The sequence below is a fragment of the Tolypothrix sp. PCC 7601 genome, from assembly GCF_025677855.1.
Classification (GTDB): Bacteria; Cyanobacteriota; Cyanobacteriia; order Cyanobacteriales; family Nostocaceae; genus Aulosira; species Aulosira diplosiphon.
Map to the genome: position 1 here is coordinate 6,783,923 of NZ_CP064879.1, position 17,103 is coordinate 6,801,025.

10 protein-coding genes are annotated in these 17,103 nt (G+C 40.7%); 7 read left to right on the top strand and 3 right to left on the bottom strand.

What is annotated here, in order from left to right:
- The first annotated feature begins 882 nt into the window (after positions 1 to 882).
- From argJ to HG267_RS27360, 7 genes are all read left to right on the top strand, one after another.
- On the top strand, positions 883 to 2,124 hold the full coding sequence (argJ, locus tag HG267_RS27330) for a bifunctional ornithine acetyltransferase/N-acetylglutamate synthase (RefSeq protein ID WP_045872364.1): 1,242 nt from the start codon (positions 883 to 885) through the stop codon (positions 2,122 to 2,124).
- 411 nt (positions 2,125 to 2,535) lie between these two features.
- Positions 2,536 to 3,303 carry a Mut7-C RNAse domain-containing protein gene (locus tag HG267_RS27335; protein WP_045872449.1) on the top strand — a complete coding sequence of 256 codons (768 nt, stop codon included), beginning with the start codon at positions 2,536 to 2,538 and terminating at the stop codon, positions 3,301 to 3,303.
- Positions 3,304 to 3,430: 127 nt separating this feature from the next.
- Positions 3,431 to 4,072, top strand: coding sequence for an ROK family protein (locus HG267_RS27340; protein WP_045872365.1), 642 nt, complete (start codon positions 3,431 to 3,433; stop codon positions 4,070 to 4,072).
- Positions 4,073 to 4,331: 259 nt separating this feature from the next.
- Complete coding sequence (locus tag HG267_RS27345; protein ID WP_045872366.1) at positions 4,332 to 5,702, top strand: serine/threonine-protein kinase; 1,371 nt, start codon at positions 4,332 to 4,334, stop codon at positions 5,700 to 5,702.
- 73 nt (positions 5,703 to 5,775) lie between these two features.
- Positions 5,776 to 7,254: an ABC transporter substrate-binding protein gene (locus tag HG267_RS27350; RefSeq protein WP_052335309.1), complete on the top strand. Its 1,479-nt coding sequence runs from the start codon at positions 5,776 to 5,778 to the stop codon at positions 7,252 to 7,254.
- A gap of 755 nt (positions 7,255 to 8,009) precedes the next feature.
- Positions 8,010 to 10,991, top strand: coding sequence for a GAF domain-containing protein (locus HG267_RS27355; RefSeq protein ID WP_045872367.1), 2,982 nt, complete (start codon positions 8,010 to 8,012; stop codon positions 10,989 to 10,991).
- Between the two features lie 227 nt (positions 10,992 to 11,218).
- Complete coding sequence (locus HG267_RS27360) at positions 11,219 to 12,883, top strand: response regulator (protein ID WP_052335310.1); 1,665 nt, start codon at positions 11,219 to 11,221, stop codon at positions 12,881 to 12,883.
- 1 nt (position 12,884) lies between these two features.
- Here the strand turns inward: HG267_RS27360 and HG267_RS41770 are convergent, their stop codons facing one another.
- From HG267_RS41770 to HG267_RS27380, 3 genes are all read right to left on the bottom strand, one after another.
- Positions 12,885 to 14,858, bottom strand: a complete 1,974-nt coding sequence (locus tag HG267_RS41770) for an MASE1 domain-containing protein (RefSeq protein ID WP_045872368.1) — start codon at positions 14,856 to 14,858, stop codon at positions 12,885 to 12,887.
- 250 nt (positions 14,859 to 15,108) lie between these two features.
- Entirely contained in the window at positions 15,109 to 16,218 is a 1,110-nt protein-coding gene (gene proB, locus HG267_RS27375; protein ID WP_045872452.1) for a glutamate 5-kinase, read from the bottom strand.
- Positions 16,219 to 16,474: 256 nt separating this feature from the next.
- Positions 16,475 to 17,014, bottom strand: a complete 540-nt coding sequence (locus HG267_RS27380) for a YqeG family HAD IIIA-type phosphatase (protein WP_045872369.1) — start codon at positions 17,012 to 17,014, stop codon at positions 16,475 to 16,477.
- Positions 17,015 to 17,103: the final 89 nt, after the last annotated feature.

Genomic DNA, 17,103 nt, shown 5'->3' on the forward strand with positions numbered 1-17,103 from the left:
TCTAAGTAGCGCTGCTTTTGATTGAGCAAACCCAGCCTCAAAAAATTTGCCAAAAATTTATACAAAAAACTTTCATTGGGGGGTCTTGCCCATCACCACAAAGATGCTATACTCATGTTATATAGATGCACCCTGATGACCTGGAGAGCTGCCCAAGTAGCTCTCTTTTTTTTGTGAATTACAAAAAATCGGCGGGAAGGTTTACTTAGGGCATTGGGCATTGGTAGCTTTTCCTCTGCCCACGAACTTTTAGGGGTGAGATGAGCTTAACTAGTAGTCTCTTAACTCTAAAGAAAGTAGAAACCACTCAAGTATCATCTTTGAGAATTTCTGCTAGGCAAAACATTAGACGCGATCGCGTCTGTACTGGCTAATCTGTAGCTGATTATCAGGAGTCTTCATCAGAATTTTGAATCAAGGCATTTAATAACAAGTAGTATCACTCATGTTAAAAATCTACTCATCTGCTAAGTAAATGCACCCTGATAATTTGAAAATTTGCCAAAGTAGTTGCCTTTTGTATTTTTTGTGTTAACCTGAAAGCCAACTTCACCATATTTTCATAAAAACCTGATTAAGGGGTATTGCCCCTCAGCAAAAATATGTTATGATGTGGTATATAGATGCACCCTGATGATCTGGAGAGCTGCCCAAGTGGCTCTCCTTTTTCAATTTTTGGTATTTGTCAAGGGTCATTTGGTAATTGGTAATTGGTGTTTGGTGTTTGGTGTTTGTTATTTCCCCTCATCTCCCTCATCCCCAAGTCCCCAGTCCCCAGTCCCCAGTCCCCAATCCTATGGAATTTTGAAGTTTGAATTTTGAATTACATAAGACTTGGTATAATCGCCAGTCGAGCCATTAGATAGTTGTGGGAGAATCATCATGGCAGACTGGCAGGAGATTACAGGTGGTATCACAGCACCAAGGGGATATCGAGCAGCAGGGATTACCGCAGGTTTAAAGCCTTCGGGATTACCTGATTTAGCTTTGATATGGTCAGATGTGGAAGCGATCGCAGCAGGTGTGTTTACCACTAGTCAAGTTAGAGCCGCCTGTGTAGATTATTGTCGCCAACGCTTACAAGCCAAGCAGAATACACGGGCAATTCTCTGTAATGCTGGACAAGCAAACGCCGCTACAGGTACTCAAGGCTGGTTTGATGCTTTGGAATCAGCGATGACAGTAGGCCAAGCTTTGAATATCCCTAGTGAATCTGTGTTATTGGCTTCCACTGGGGTGATTGGACAGCGCATCAAGATGGATAAACTTAAAGCCGGAATTCCGCAACTAGTAGCTGCACTTTCAGAAACAGGCTCAGATGCAGCTGCGGGAGCAATTATCACTACAGATTTGGTGCCTAAATCCATTGCCTTAGAGACAACTATAGGCGATCGCCCGGTGCGAATTGGTGGAATTGCCAAAGGTTCGGGGATGATTCACCCAAATATGGCAACTATGCTGGCATTTGTTACCTGTGATGCAGTTGTATCGCCAGCACTTTGGCAACAAATGTTGAGTCGCGCCGCCGACAGAAGCTTTAATTCCATTACCGTTGATGGTGATACCAGCACCAATGACAGCTTAATCGCCTTAGCCAATGGACAATCCCGCACTCCAGCGATTATCGAAATGGGGACAGAAGCGGAAAAACTAGAAGCGATGTTAACAGCAGTATGCCAGCATTTAGCAAAAGCGATCGCCCGTGATGGTGAAGGTGCAACTTGTCTAATGGAAGTGCAAGTTACAGGGGCCCATGATGAAACTTCAGCGCGTCAAATCGCTAAAACTATTGCAGGTTCATCCTTAGTGAAATCTGCAATTTTTGGCCGCGATCCTAACTGGGGAAGGATAGCCGCCGCCGCTGGACGTGCAGGTGTACCCTTTGAGCAAGAAAATTTGCAAATCAAGCTAGGGGATTTTTTACTTTTAGAAAATGGTCAACCGCTATCATTTGATCGTGCAGTAGCGAGTGCTTATTTAAAACAAGCCGCAGCAGGTGCTTATCTCAAAGAAGATACAGTATTAATCTCTGTGAGCGTTGGTAATGGTTATGGTACTGGTAAAGCTTGGGGTTGTGACTTGAGTTACGACTATGTGAAAATTAACGCCGAATACACTACTTGATAAATTGGTAATTGGTAATTGGTCAGGACTTACGCAAGCAAAATTTGTCATTGCGACCGGAACGAAGTGTAGGGAAGCAATCCCAGAATCTCAGGCGATTATGTCGCTGCGCTCGTAATGACTTAATTACGTGACTTTTGCGTAAGTCCTATTGGTAATTAAACTTCGTTCGTGTGAGGAAAGAGAATTTTTCCAAGAAATCAAAGGTTACGGAGTGTTGTGAAAAATCGTATCAGCTAATCAGTGTTTAAATTGCATCAACCCAGTGGGCAAGATGCCTACCCCAAAGGAGATTGATAAAATTTTAATATGCACAATAGATGTGTTTTAGCTGAGAGGAATAAATTAGAGGTAACTAATACCGCAAATTTCCCATTACCAATTGCCCATTACCAATTACCAATTACCATTATGGCTATTACTTATTTCCACTTTTATGCAGAATTAAACGATTTTTTACCACGCAATAAAAGGCGAGTCAAAATCATACATAATTTTGGGGAAAGAGCCTCAATTAAAGATATGATTGAGTCGTTAGGTGTTCCCCATCCAGAAGTTGATGCTATTGAAGTAAATAATAATTATGTAGATTTTTCTTATATTGTTCAGGATGGAGACATTATCAATGTTTATCCTATCTCTGAGACAAATACATCCAGTATTTCTGTGCGTCCGCAACCACTGAGTATTATTCGCTTTGTTTTAGATATTCATTTAGGTAAGTTAGCCACATCTTTAAGACTGTTAGGTTTTGATACTTTATATCGTAATGATTATGGTGATGAAGAATTAGCTGAAGTTTCTCACAGCCAAGAACGGATTCTTTTGACACGTGATAAGGGTTTATTAATGCGTAGTCTTGTAACGCATGGTTATTACGTTAGAAGCACAAATCCTCAACAGCAAATCATAGAAATACTACGACGCTTTGATTTGTTTAAGTTAGTATCACCCTTTCAAAGATGTTTGCGTTGCAATGGCTTGCTTGAATCGATAGCGAAGGAAACTATCATGCATCTACTTCCTGAAAGTGTGCAATTACAAAATCAGGAATTTCATCGTTGCCAAAGCTGCGCTCAAATTTATTGGAAAGGAACCCATTATGAACGGTTGCAACAGTTTATTGATGGAGTCTTAGATTCGGAAAAAACTGAGCAATTCAATCATGAGCATCATTGAGATCTGCTGCTCAAAGTAAAAGATGATAGCGATAAATGGATTTGCACAAGCTAAATCCAAAAAATAATCCAAAATCTAAAATTCAAAATCTCAAATCCAAAATCTAAAATTCAAAATCTAAAATTGTATGACATCAATATTAGCTCTCGACTTTGGCGGAACTAAGTTAGCCGCAGCAACGGTAAATGTTGGTTCTCGACAATGGCTGCGTTATGAACGTCGCCTATCACCAGCGATCGCTAATGGTCAGCCTTGGCGCGGTACAGGGGGGATGGCTGGAGAAATTGGACATATTGTAGTAGACCCAGCTGGCCCGGTATGTTTATGTGGTAAACGTGGATGTGTGGAACGTTTGGCTTCCGGCCCCTACATGGTGCAAAATGCCAGGGAAGCTTTAACAGCACAGCCGAAACTCTGGGAAGGAAAGATATTGCGGAGTTTGGTAGAGGATAATTTAGAACTATTAACAGGACAATTAATCAGTCAAGCGGCTGCTGCTGGGGATGATTTAGCTGTAGAGGTTTTACGCAAATCTGCTTGGGCTTTAGGTACAGGTATAGGTAATATAGCAAACTTAGTCAACCCGCAATTATTTATCTTAGGTGGGAGTGTAACTAAAGCTGGCACTCAATGGTGGGAAGTTTTACGTCAGGTAGCAAGAGAAACAGCACTACCAGAAGTTGATTTTGAAATTGTTTCAGCGGCTTTAGCTGATGATGCGCCTTTATGGGGTGCTGTTGCTTTAGCAGAATTAAAATTAGCTAACTAAAAGAGATTGGTCGCAACAATCATAAATGTCTTCTTGTCTGTATAGATATAGAAATCCAGTTGATTTTTTGCATAAATTACGCACCCTAAAAGTTTAAGTGTCGAATAGGCAAATGTGCAACTGAGTCTATTGTCAAAATCCCATAGGAATCGTTTAACAGCAAAACTATAAGAATTATTAGTAAAAGAGAGATCAGTACCGGAGTACAAGAGAATTTAAGATATATTTTAGTTGTTAATAAAATGACAGCGATAGCTATATGATCTGCTGCCTAAACCCCGATTGTCCAAATCCTCAAAATCCTGAAGGCTCCCACTTTTGTTTAAGCTGTGGAACAGGATTAGTGTATCTACTAAGAAATCGTTATCGTATTATCCAACCAATTGGCAGAGGAGGGTTTGCACGTACTTATCTAGCAGAAGATATAGACAAGCTCAACGAGAAATGTGTTGTTAAACAGCTAGTTCGCGGTCAATTTTACAGTGGTGGCGGTAGCGATGCTCAAAAAAAAGCAACTGAGTTGTTTGAGAGAGAAGCTAAACGCTTACAAGAGTTAGGAAAACATGACCAAATCCCCACACTTTTAGCTTACTTTAAAGAAAATGACTACCTGTATGTAGTGCAAGAGTTGATTGAGGGACAAAATCTGTTGCAGGAGTTAAAGCAGCAGGGAGTATTTGATGAAACAAAAATTCGTCAGCTATTAAGTGACTTGTTACCTGTTCTGAATACCATCCACGAACAACAAGTTATCCACCGCGATATTAAAGCCGAAAATATTATTCGCCGTCAACATGATGGTAAGTTAGTGTTGATTGATTTTGGTGTATCCAAGCAAAAAACAGAAGCAGCAAACACAGCACCAGGAACAATTATCGGTTCTTTGGGCTATGCACCAATAGAACAACTGCAGTTAGGTACTGCTTACCCGTCTAGCGATTTATATAGTTTGGGAATCACTTGTTTTCATCTGCTGACTAACGTGACTCCATCCCAACTATGGATGAAGCAAGGTTTTAGCTGGACTAATAATTGGCGCAGTCAATTGTCGCAACCAATTAGTCAGGAATTAGGGCTGATTCTCGATAGGTTAATGCCAGAAAACCACGAGCAACGTTATCAATCTGCTCAGGCAGTATTATTAGATTTAAATGTTCAGCCAGGTTTAAATCCCAAGGTACCACATACCATCTTTTCACCAGAACAGTTATTTCAATCACGGGGACGGATTCCCCAACAAACTAACCAAAGTGTTTCACACATATCGCTATCAGAACTATTACCTGGGGCTGTGATTGTAGGTACAGGTAGTTCTTTTTTAGCTATTGTCTTACTGAGTTTTTTAGGAACTACGTTGATTAGTTCGGGGTTATGGTTGATAATTTTAGGATTTGTAATTTTTATTCAATCTCGCCCTGTATTTGAGAAGAGTTATTTATTTTTAATTGCGCTAATAACCAATTTATTTATCGTGTTTATCTTCCAGCGCTGGCAAATTATTAATCCTTTACGCTCAGGCATTAATGGGTTGATAGTTGCGTTTTTGTTAATTATTTTAGCTGGCTTGTTGGCATTTATTTTGTCGGGTACATCACAGTTAATGAATAAACTAATGTCTAAATATTTCTGATTATTTTTGAATATCGGTTTATTGTAAAAGCAATTTTCAGATAAATTTAACTTAATTAATTGAGGAATTATTGATGACAACTAAACAAGAGAATATTCGTTTGCTAGCCTCTCTGGGAATTGCTGGAGTGCTGGTAGCGGTAATTTTAGGCTTAGTCAGTAAATTTTCGCCGGAGATTCAATCTACACCAAATTCTATGGTTACTCCCAGGGGAACCTCACGCCCACCTACTCCAGAATGGATGAGTTTGGGTGAAAAACTTTTGGTAACCGCCGATAAAACAGATAATAAAGAAGCTGGGGTGAATGCAGTCAAATCTGGTGATTTTGGCACAGCTATTATCAAATTTCAAGCATCGCTGCAAACTATGCGGAACGATCCAGAGACATTAATTTATTTAAATAATGCCAAAATTGGTAACTCTAAAGCATTAAAAGTAGGCGTAATTGTACCCATTGGTAATAGCTTAAATGAGGCTAAAGAAACTTTACGCGGTGTGGCGCAAGCGCAAGATGAAATTAATAGCAGTGGAGGAATTAATGGCGTACCATTGCAACTGGAAATTTCTAATTTAAATAGCTTTGACCAACTTGATAAAATAGATAATGAATTAGTCAAAGACTCTAATGTGTTAGCAGTAGTAGGTTTTGGACGGAACGAAGAACTCTATAAAAAGAATGGTTTAGTGAGAGTTTCTCCGGGAAGTTCCAGAAATCAAATGGGACAAAATCAGGCACAGGCCTATGGCGATAGTAAATATGTATTTAATATCAGCCCTAATCGGGAAATTTTCAATCAAGCTTTAGCTGAATTTATTGTTAAAAAAGAACGCCGCACTAATATAGCTATTTGCCGGGATACATCATTTAGAACTAGCCAAGATACATCTAATCAAGATAGGTCAAATCAAGAAAGATTAAATCAAGATATTGTTAAAGAATACACTGAGTTCATCACTAAAGCAGGTGGAAAAGTTACTGCTACAGATTGCGATTTAGGGGCTGCGAATTTTAGAGCTAATGATGTCATTCCCAAGGCTATTAGTGATGGCGCAGAAGCTTTACTATTAATTCCCCGTACAAGTAGCCTCAACGTAGCAGTGGATGTGGCAAAAGCAAATCGAAATAGGCTGACACTTTTTGGTTCTCAACAGCTATACAGTGAAAGAATTTTGAAGTTTGGGCAAGGCGATATCAAAGGCATGGTAGTACCTGTACCTTGGCATCGTGATGCTAACCGGAGTATGGATAAAGGTAATTCCTTTGCTGATAGAGCCTTAAAACTTTGGGGTGGAGATGTCAGTCCGCGAACTGCTACAGCCTATGATGCAATGCAAGTAATTATTGCCGGTTTAAAAGAAAATAGTACTCGTCAAGGCTTACAAAAAGTACTATCAAATCCCAATTTTTCTGCAATGGGAGCCACAGGTAAAATTCAGTTTTCAGCATCAGGTCAGCGCCAAGGTGGAGTATTTTTAGCCAGGATTGAGCCTTGTGAGTCAGGTAAGCCTTGCGCTTCTAGCACTGGTTATAATTTCGTGCTAGTGCAATAAGGGACTTCCAAATCAAACAATCGCTTGATTGAACAGAGGTGGCTGAGGAAGCAGAAATCTGATTGGTATATTCAATGCCGGAATTGAGTAATTGATTCCTGGAAAGTTCCTCATACAGAGGATATTTTTCCTTTGTCTTTGATACTGTATTAAAACTTAAGCCTTAATAAGCGCGCTTAATAGTCTTACGTAGCAGCAAACATGGTGCTGTGCTATTGCTTTCACACACATTACAATACTATTAAAATATAAAGTCATTTTTTATACTCAGCAATATTAGTAAATAACAATGTTAAACTGAGATTAGCTTTGAATTGATCATCGTTTAGATAGAGATAAATATATTTATTTTAAATCTTTATCAAGCTACTTGCTGCATATTAACAATTAAAAAAAATTTTTAATATACTTCTGGTAAATTAAACACTAATATAGTCAATACTAATAAGTATAAATTGGTGCGTCTAACTCTATAAAAGAGGCAGTAAGTTCAGAAAGTAAAAATCAAACTACTTAAGAGTTATAAAGCTATTTGAACCCAGATGAGAAAAATCAAATTTGCTCTTCTTTGTGGTAACTATCTTTCTGGATAAAAGCCTCCCATATAATCAGGGAAAAGTTGCGCTTTTTTGACCTATCTTTGACGAAGCAGCAATCGCAACAAGTGCATTACCCTACCAACTATGTTGATGAAATGAATCTGGTAACAGATGTTTTTTGTTGTATAAAGTTCGCCGCACAAGCTGATTGTATTTATGTCTAATTATTCTCCAAAAAAGCAAGTAGGTCATCAAAAAAATCATCAGTTAGAGGGTAATCAACAAGATATAGCGAACTCGAATTTAGATAGTGCAAAACGTCCAACAATAATTCAAATTCCTAGTTCTCAGCGTTTGGCACAGAAAGATTGGAGTTTGAAAGCCAAGGCCACATTTTGGTCTTGTGCTATTAGTATGCTGCCCGTGTTAGCAGTTGGGTCTGCAACTTATTACATTGGCAGCCAGCAAATTAGCGAGCAGATTTCCTATACAAAACCATTAAGTATTAAACAGTTAACAGCAACTAAACTGGCGCTACAAAACCAGTTATCGCTATTGTTAATGGGGACAGGGGTAACAACTTTGTTGGTGGGTGCGATCGCAGTCTTGTTGACTAATCGCGCCTTGCGTCCCCTGCTGAATGCGGCGGCCCTTTCTAATAATATTGTGCGGCGGCTACTACCAGATCAAGCGGGAATTCGGGGTGCGATCGCCTCTAAAGATGAACTGGTGGTGTTAGAGAAAAATATCAGCTTAATCAAAAAACAGCTGCCAGATTTGCTCTGGAAACAAGAACAAGAAACTGAACGCGTCCAAGTGTTAATGAATATCACCCGGCGCATTCAAGAATGTCTCAACGAGGAAGATGTTCTCAAAACCACCGTTGAAGAAGTTCGCACAGCCTTAAATAGCGATCGCGTGACCATCTTTCGCTTTCATCCCCATAGAGAAGGCACCTTTGTTGCCGAATCAGTGGGATTCGGATTACCAAAAACCTTGCGGACTACAGTCTCTGTTACCTTCGTTGGTGGCGAAGACATAGAAGAATACCAAAATGGCCACATCGTTGCTATTGATGACATCAATCAAGTCGAGCTCAGTGCTGCTCAAGTTGACTTTTTAGAGCGATTTGCTGTCAAAGCTAATTTAGTTGTACCAATTTTGCAGAAAAATCAACTATTTGGCTTATTAATTGCCCATGAGTGTACAAAACCTCGCTTTTGGCAGCAGTCAGAAATTGATTTGTTTGCTCAAATCGCCACGCAATTAGGATTTGTCCTTAACTACACTAACCTCCTAGAACAGGTAGAGAGCAAAGCCGATCAAACTCAGATATTTGTAGATATTACCCGCCGCATTCGCGAATCACTCAACGAAGAGGATGTTCTCAAAACCACAGTGGAAGAAGTCCGCAAGACTCTGAGCGTTGATCGCGTCATCGTATATGGTTTTGATTCCGATTGGTATGGTACTGTCATTGCAGAATCAGTGCTGCCGAGTTTTGCTAAAACCTTGCGAGCCAAAATCAAAGATCCTTGCTTTGCCCAAGGCTATATAGAAAAGTACCAAGCTGGCCGAGTGCAAGCGATCAGCAATATTTATGAAGCTGGTTTAACGGAGTGTCACCTGAGGCAACTTGAACCCTTTGGTGTTAAAGCTAATTTAGTTGCACCGATTCTTAAAGATGACCAGCTATTTGGTTTATTAATTGCCCATCAATGTTCTGCTCCCCGTGATTGGCGAAAATTTGAGATTGATTTGTTCACTCAAATTGCCATGCAAGTTGGATTTGCTCTCGACCATGCGCGGCTACTCCAGCGAATTGATGCTGAAGCTGTACGAACTCATTTGCTAGTAGATATTACTCGCCGCATTCAAGAATCCCTCAATGAAGAGGATGTCCTTAAAACCACAGTGGAAGAAGTCCGCAAAGCAATTAGTGCCGATCGCGTGATAGTTTATGGTTTTGATCCAGATTGGTATGGCACTGTAATTGCCGAATCAGTACTTCCCGGCTTTCCTAAAGCTTTGTGGGCGATTATCAGAGACCCTTGTTTTGCAGAAGGCTATATAGAAAAGTACCAAGTAGGTCGAGTCCAAGCTGTCAACAATGTTTATGAAGCTGGTTTAACTGATTGTCACCTGAGTCAACTCGAACCTTTTGCCGTCACAGCCAATTTAGTGGCACCGATTCTCAAAGATGGTCAGCTATATGGCTTATTAATTGCTCATGAATGTTCTGGCCCCCGTGATTGGCAAAAATCTGAGATTGATTTGTTCGCTCAAGTCGCCATGCAAGTCGGATTTGCTCTGGAACACGCCAGGCTGTTGAACCAAGTAGATCAAGCATACCAAGCTGCCACCGCGACATCTTTTGAGCAGTCTCAAAAACACGAAGAACTCAAGCTACAGGTTTCCGAACTGCTGAGAAATGGGAATGTAGTTGTGCAAACCCTTTCGACAAATGTGGCGCTGACGCAGTTGCAATCTATTGAATTTATCTACAATCAAACTCAAATGTTGGGTGATTTGACTCAGAGAATGGTCAATTATGCCCAAAAACTAGAACTTCAAGAACAGCAGATCAGCCAGACAGTACAGGACGAAAATCAGTCCATGAGCCAAATTTTAGAGAGCATCTATGCTATTCAAGAAACTATTTTCCAAGCTGCCCAAAGAGTTAACCGTCTTGAAGAACCTTGGCAACAGCTATCTGAGAAAATAAATCTGATCAGCAATGTCATCTCTCAGATTAAGCTGCAAGCTATGCATACAGCACTGGAAGCATCGCGGAGTGGAGAAGCAGGTCACAAATTTGCCGCGATCGCTCAAAAAGCACTTTCCTTAGTACAACAGTTAGAATTAGAGATCACAGACATTCAACCATTGGTTGCGGATATTCACATAGAAAGCGATCACGCGATCGTGGCTATGCAATCCAGCACAGAACAAGCACAAAGCAGCAGTGAATTGATTGCACAAACTCAACAGAAATTTCAACAGGCGATCGCACTAAGTATCGAAATGCAAACTCTGGTGGCAGAAATTTCCCAAGCTGCTGCTGTCCAAATTGAAACTTCTAGCTCTGTAAATCAATCTATTTTAGAAGTAGCTACTATTGCCAATCAAACTTCTGAGCAAGCCATAGCACTGGCTGATTCTTTAGCCCAGCTAACGATATTTGCACAGGAAATGTAGGAGGTATCGGATTTAGCAATCCCCTAAATTTGCCAAACGTTGTAGACAGGGGACAGAGACGCGATTAATCGCATCTCAACAAGCAGGAGGGAGAGAGAAAAGATTCTCTTTTGTAAATTGGATAATTTATTTTCTGGAAATTCTCAACTAAATCGATTAAGTGCATCTACTGAAATAAATAGTATAAATTGATTAAATCATCATAGTTAAAAACACCAGCATAAGCTATGGGTCTTGACTTTGGTATACAAAATAACGTTGTTCAAAATTTTGTGCAAGAAGCATCAGGGCTTCTACAGCTAATTCACGAAGGATTGCTAGAGCTTTCACATAACTATAGCGCTCCCAAGATACGTAGTCTAGTGCGAGTTGCTCAGTTAGTTAAAACTACAGCAGACCAGGTGAATTTCACTGAGATACATACCTTAGCTCATCGTTTGGAGAAGATTTTTCGGTTGATATCGCTGGAAAATGCGGTAATTGACGAGCAGCTAACAAATTTGCTCTTACAAGCTAATGATTGTTTGCGATTGCTGCTAACAGCACAAGTTCAAGAAGAATTTGATGATTTAACCAGCGTTTTAGCCAAAGCAGAACCAATTTTTGCTTATCTAGAGGCTAGGTTAAGCCATAAGCTAGAAATAGCGCCGGATGTGCTAGAAACTTCTTATCTAGAGGCAAGTGTATCTCAGTTAATGCCAACAACAGAGATGGCTCAGGCTTTAGAAAACCTAGAAAGAATTCTCGCGGAATCTGACATTGATAAATTACCAGAGCAACTGATCGCACAGGCAAATTTATTTTTGGGCTTTGGCGAATTCTACAATATCTCTGAGTTCATTGCGATCGCCCAAATTGCGATCGCGACTCTACAAACAACCCCACAAGCGGCTCAAACAATTGGGAAAGTAGCTTTGGCTGGTTGGCGTGCAGCTTATGAATCTATCTTGAATAAAAATGCTCCCCAAGCGGCTAATGGAACCTCTAATTCGAGTGGGGTTATCATCCAAAACAGTCAAAATCCAGCATCACCACACAAACTGAAAACCGCTAATTTATTTGTTTGGGTAGCGGATGGGAATGTTTTTACAGTCAACTCCGACAGCGTGGAAGAACTTTTAGTTGCAGAAGCTGACCAAATTATCTATTCTCAACGACAGCGGTTTTTGCATTGGCGCGGACAAGTAATTCCTAACTATCAACTATCAGAACTACTCAGTTACGGTAGTGCCAAACCCTTAGGAAATCGTCAGCCAGAACCAATGTTAGTACTCAACTTAGGTCAGCAAATTTTGGCTTTAGAACCAGAAATTCAATACCTCATTGCAGAACCAGAGTTAGTCATCAATCCTTTACCAACAGACCAAGAATTTTCCAGTTGCGTTTATGGTTGTACGATTTGGAAAGACAAGTTACTGCCATTAATTGATGTAGCGGCGCTGTTGCAGCAGACAATTAATCACAGTCAACAGATTTACTCCACTACTAAATTATTCAATCCAGCAGACACAGCAATTATTCACCGAGAACCAACAATTCTGGTGGTAGATGATTCCCATAGCGTGCGCCATATAGTATCTTTGACATTGCAAAGAGAAGGTTATCAAGTGTTGCAAGCCGAAGATGGACAAGAAGCGATCGCCCAGTTACAGCAAAATCCCCATGTGCAAATGGTGATTTGTGATATTGAAATGCCTAATCTCAATGGCTTTGAGTTTCTCAGCTATCGTCTCAAAGATTCGCAATTAGCCAAAATCCCAGTCATCATGCTCAGTTCATGCAGCACTAATCAGCATCGTCAGTTGGCTATGCAATTAGGCGCGACTACCTACTTTACGAAACCTTATGTAGAGGAAGATTTTTTAACAGCACTAAGGATGAGCGTTAATTAAATTACGAATTACGAATTACCTTAACAGGAATTTCAATTACAAACTTCGTCCCTTGACCTTGTATGGAGTCACACCAAAGATTACCGCCATGCTTTTGGGTGACAATTTGATAGCTCATAAATAAGCCCAAGCCAGTGCCTTTGCCAATAGGTTTGGTAGTGAAGAAAGGGTCAAATATTTTAGATAAAATCTCTTGGTTGATGCCTATACCATTGTCAGCAATCATAATCATCACTCGATTTGTATCTATTTGACGAGTTTGAATTCTGATGAAATTAAGGTTAGCAGAATTATCCATGAATGAACCCCGCTGATGAGATTCTTCTAATGCGTCAACAGCATTACTCAAAAGACTTATAAATACTTGATTAAGAGAGCCAGCATCACATTCAATTAGTGGTAAATCACCATAGTCTTTAATCAGCTGAACTTCTGGGTGATTGCTTGTTGCTTGCAATCGATGTTGTAAAAGTACCAAGGTACTATCAATACCTTGATGAATGTCTACCGCTTTCCATTCCGCTTCATCCAAGCGTGAGAAATTCCGTAACGATAACACAATAGTACTGATGCGTTTAGTACCACTTTTCATAGACTGAAGAACTTTGTCCATATCTTCCTCTAAAAAGTCCAATTCCAATTGATCTAATTCTGCTTGCAAGGCTGGAGATGGATGAGGATAGTGCTGCTGGTAAACTTGCAATGCTCTCAACAAGTTTTCGATATATTCAGAAAGATGAATTAAGTTACCATGAATGAAATTAACGGGGTTATTAATTTCATGGGCAACCCCTGCTACCATCTGACCCAATGCAGACATTTTTTCACTCTGAAGCATCTGTAATTGAGTCTGTTTCAGCGTTTCTAGGGTTTGCTTTAGAGCAGTATTCTTAACATTTAATTCTTCAGTTCTCTGCCGGACTCTAAATTCCAAAGTTTCATTAGTACTGGCTAATTCAGCAAAAGCTAAACGCAACTTTGTTTCTGCTTGTGTGCGTTCTGCAATTGTTGCTGTCAGTACAAGAATCGTGAGTGTAATTACGCCAATAAACAATTGTAGTTGCATCAAAGATTGGTTGAGATCCTGATGTGCAAAACCACCTTTGCCATTAACCGTAGCAAGGACTGCGATCGCAGCCACAATAAAAGTTAATAACGTTGCACCTGGTTGACCAAGTCGAAATGCAGACCAAATCAACATGGGAATTAACATATACTCCAGGTGATATCCATCTCCAAAAGCTACTTTGGTGATGACAATCACCAAACTCATCAGAATCACTGGATCTACTAAAATTAGCCAAAATTTGCAACGGTGTGAGGCTACTTGGGATTGTCCCATCTCTGAGGTGAAAATGGAGGCTAACCATTGCCGCATCGCACCTCGGTGTTGTTGAATGAATCGACCCCAACTAAGGAGTATCGGGGTGACAATAAAAATTCCCGAAACATTAGAAATCCACCAGGTTAACCAAACTGTCCAATATACTGCCCAAGGAACTTTACCAGTCAACGTCAAGCAAGTTACCCCAACCGTTGCATTAATAGTCGGCCCTACCATACTGGTTAATATCAAAAATTTAAACACATCGGGAATATGGTCTAAGGGATAGCGAAGATTGGTAGTTTTCCGCAGTAGAAAAGCACCCAACATAGTTCCCAATGTTGTGCCGAGCGCAATCACGAAAACCGGCAGCGTTGAAATCGCCAGAGATAAAAAATTTGTAGGATCTCGAAACGCCCAGAAGTTGGCGAAAAATGAACCCAGCAACACACCGTACCCAATCCAGTTACCAAACAACAAAACAGCCCCACTAGCAATTCCATCCGGGGGCCAAACTGGAGTCACATCTTGCGGTGTAGAAGCTATATGGCGTGAGATTTCCGCCATGCCATAGTAGGCGATCGCCAAAACAATAATGCATCCGATTTGCTTGAGTACATGAGGAACTATATGAGATTTTTGTGGAGTCATCCGTTTAGGGACTGCTTGGTATAGACGTTTTCCTTAAACCTAGAATTCCCTTTTCCTCTCTGGCAGGAACATCAAGCAGCCAAGAACAATTTTGGATTTTGGATTTTTGGATTGAGAAGTAGTCAATTTTGGATTTTGGATTTTAGATTTTGGATTGATTCACCACTAGTCCATCACAGAAAAAACCCACAACCAAACATGAAAATCTCTTTTTCCCAATGCCCAATGCCCAATGCCCAATGCCCAACCCCTAAGTCAACACTAAATTATCCCGGTGAACTACAGTTTCAGCGCCAGCATAGCCCAATATTGTAGGGATTTCTCGTGAATGACAACCGCGAATTTTTTGCAGTTCTTCACTGTTGTAATTCACCAGCCCTCTGGCGATTTCGTTACCAGTGCTATCACATAATTGCACGGCTTCTTGTGTATCAAATTCTCCCTCTACTGCTTTGATACCAGCTGCTAATAAGGATTTTCCAGATTCGGAAATAGCTGCGATCGCACCTGCATCTAAATACAATTTTCCTGCAGGGACAAGGCCGTAAGCTATCCAGCGTTTTCTGGCTGAGGTGGGTTCTGGCTGTGGTTCAAAGTGAGTACCTATCGGTTCCCCCTGTAATATTTTTTCGATGTTGCGAGGAAATCTTCCTTGGGTGATTACTGTCCGCACACCAGCTGCGATCGCAATTCTCGCCGCCGAAATTTTGGTGATCATCCCGCCAGTACCCCACTGGGAACCTTGAGAACCTGTCTGAATCTGTAATTTGGCTAATTCTTTAATACTACTCACCAAAGATATTGGTTGAGCATCAGGTACAGAACGGGGATCTGCTGAGTACAATCTATCAACATCAGTCAGCAAAAATAACCAATCTGCTTCTACTAAACTGGCAACTAATGCTGAAAGGGTGTCATTATCGCCAAATTTTAGCTCATCCACCGCTACCGTATCATTTTCATTCACTACCGGAATTACCCCTAGTCCCAGCAGTTCGCGAAAGGTGTTGTAGATATTGAGATAGCGGCTGCGCTGCACCAAATCGCTACGAGTCAGCAAAACTTGGGCAATTGGCTGTTGCAGGGTGGTAAATAAATCATCGTAAACCCGCATTAACCGCCCTTGTCCGACTGCGGCGACTGCTTGTTTGAGAGCGATCGCTTTGGGACGTTCCGTTAAACCCAACCGCGCACAACCCACCCCCACTGCACCAGAGGACACCAAAATCACGCGATGACCTTGGCGTTGCAAATCAGATAGTGTCTCAGCTAAAGTCGCAATAGTAGAAAGTGCCAGCTGTCCGGTTTCTGGCTGAGTCAGACTAGAAGTACCAATTTTAACGACGATGGTTTTAGACATGGGGTATGGGGCATAGGGCATTTGTCATTTGTTATCAGACAAAGGACAAGCCACAAATAACAAATGACTAATAAAAATTGTAAAGCGCCAGCACCTCTATTAGTGAGGGCTGACGCTCTACGGTTTTATATGTATTTATTAAACGTTAGGGTCTTTTTTTGGCTGACCCCATGTTATTAACACTTATAATCCCAGATTTTTGTCATTGCGAAAGATTCCTTAATGTTTTTTTTAGATTTAGTTTTTTAACTAAAAATCAATCTTTGTGAATTTTTGTGTATTTTGGGCTGATGCTAGCGCCCAAGGCTTCAGACACCCAAACTTCAAAGTTTCTGATGGGGTGAGAGCGCAGAGCTACTTCGGGATGGATAATTGGTTCTACCAAGATGGTAAACATTCCCAAGCGGTTACCTGCTAAGACATCGGTAAACAAGCGATCGCCTACCATCCCCACTTGGTGAACGGGTAAATTCATTGCTTTGAGTGCGGCTCTAATTTTGCGCCGTGAAGGTTTGGCTGCACCTAGATAATAAGGTAGGTTCAGGGAACGGGCAATACTCCCAATCCGCGCTTCACTCAGGTTATTGCTGACTAACCAAAGTACAGCACAGGCACGCATTTCCTCTACCCATTGTTGTAATTCTGCTGAAGCCGCCCCTATTTTCATCGGTACTAAAGTCTCATCGACATCCAGCACTAATCCCTTTAATCCATATTGCTGGATAATGTCTGGTGTCAGTTTTAAAATGGAACCTTCTAAAATCAAGTCCGGTTGTAAGAGGTTGTTCCAAGCCATATTTTAAGCATCAAGGGTGTCTTGGCAGCAGTCACAATTAACTTATGAATTAATGACTGTTGTTTTCTGTGAAGTTTTACATCAGTTAT

Coding starts and splice junctions, on each gene's coding strand:
- argJ (WP_045872364.1), top strand. CDS start 883: ATGGCAGACTGGCAGGAGATTACAGGTGGTATCACAGCACCAAGGGGA.
- HG267_RS27335 (WP_045872449.1), top strand. CDS start 2,536: ATGGCTATTACTTATTTCCACTTTTATGCAGAATTAAACGATTTTTTA.
- HG267_RS27340 (WP_045872365.1), top strand. CDS start 3,431: ATGACATCAATATTAGCTCTCGACTTTGGCGGAACTAAGTTAGCCGCA.
- HG267_RS27345 (WP_045872366.1), top strand. CDS start 4,332: ATGATCTGCTGCCTAAACCCCGATTGTCCAAATCCTCAAAATCCTGAA.
- HG267_RS27350 (WP_052335309.1), top strand. CDS start 5,776: ATGACAACTAAACAAGAGAATATTCGTTTGCTAGCCTCTCTGGGAATT.
- HG267_RS27355 (WP_045872367.1), top strand. CDS start 8,010: ATGTCTAATTATTCTCCAAAAAAGCAAGTAGGTCATCAAAAAAATCAT.
- HG267_RS27360 (WP_052335310.1), top strand. CDS start 11,219: ATGGGTCTTGACTTTGGTATACAAAATAACGTTGTTCAAAATTTTGTG.
- HG267_RS41770 (WP_045872368.1), bottom strand. CDS start 14,858: ATGACTCCACAAAAATCTCATATAGTTCCTCATGTACTCAAGCAAATC.
- proB (WP_045872452.1), bottom strand. CDS start 16,218: ATGTCTAAAACCATCGTCGTTAAAATTGGTACTTCTAGTCTGACTCAG.
- HG267_RS27380 (WP_045872369.1), bottom strand. CDS start 17,014: ATGGCTTGGAACAACCTCTTACAACCGGACTTGATTTTAGAAGGTTCC.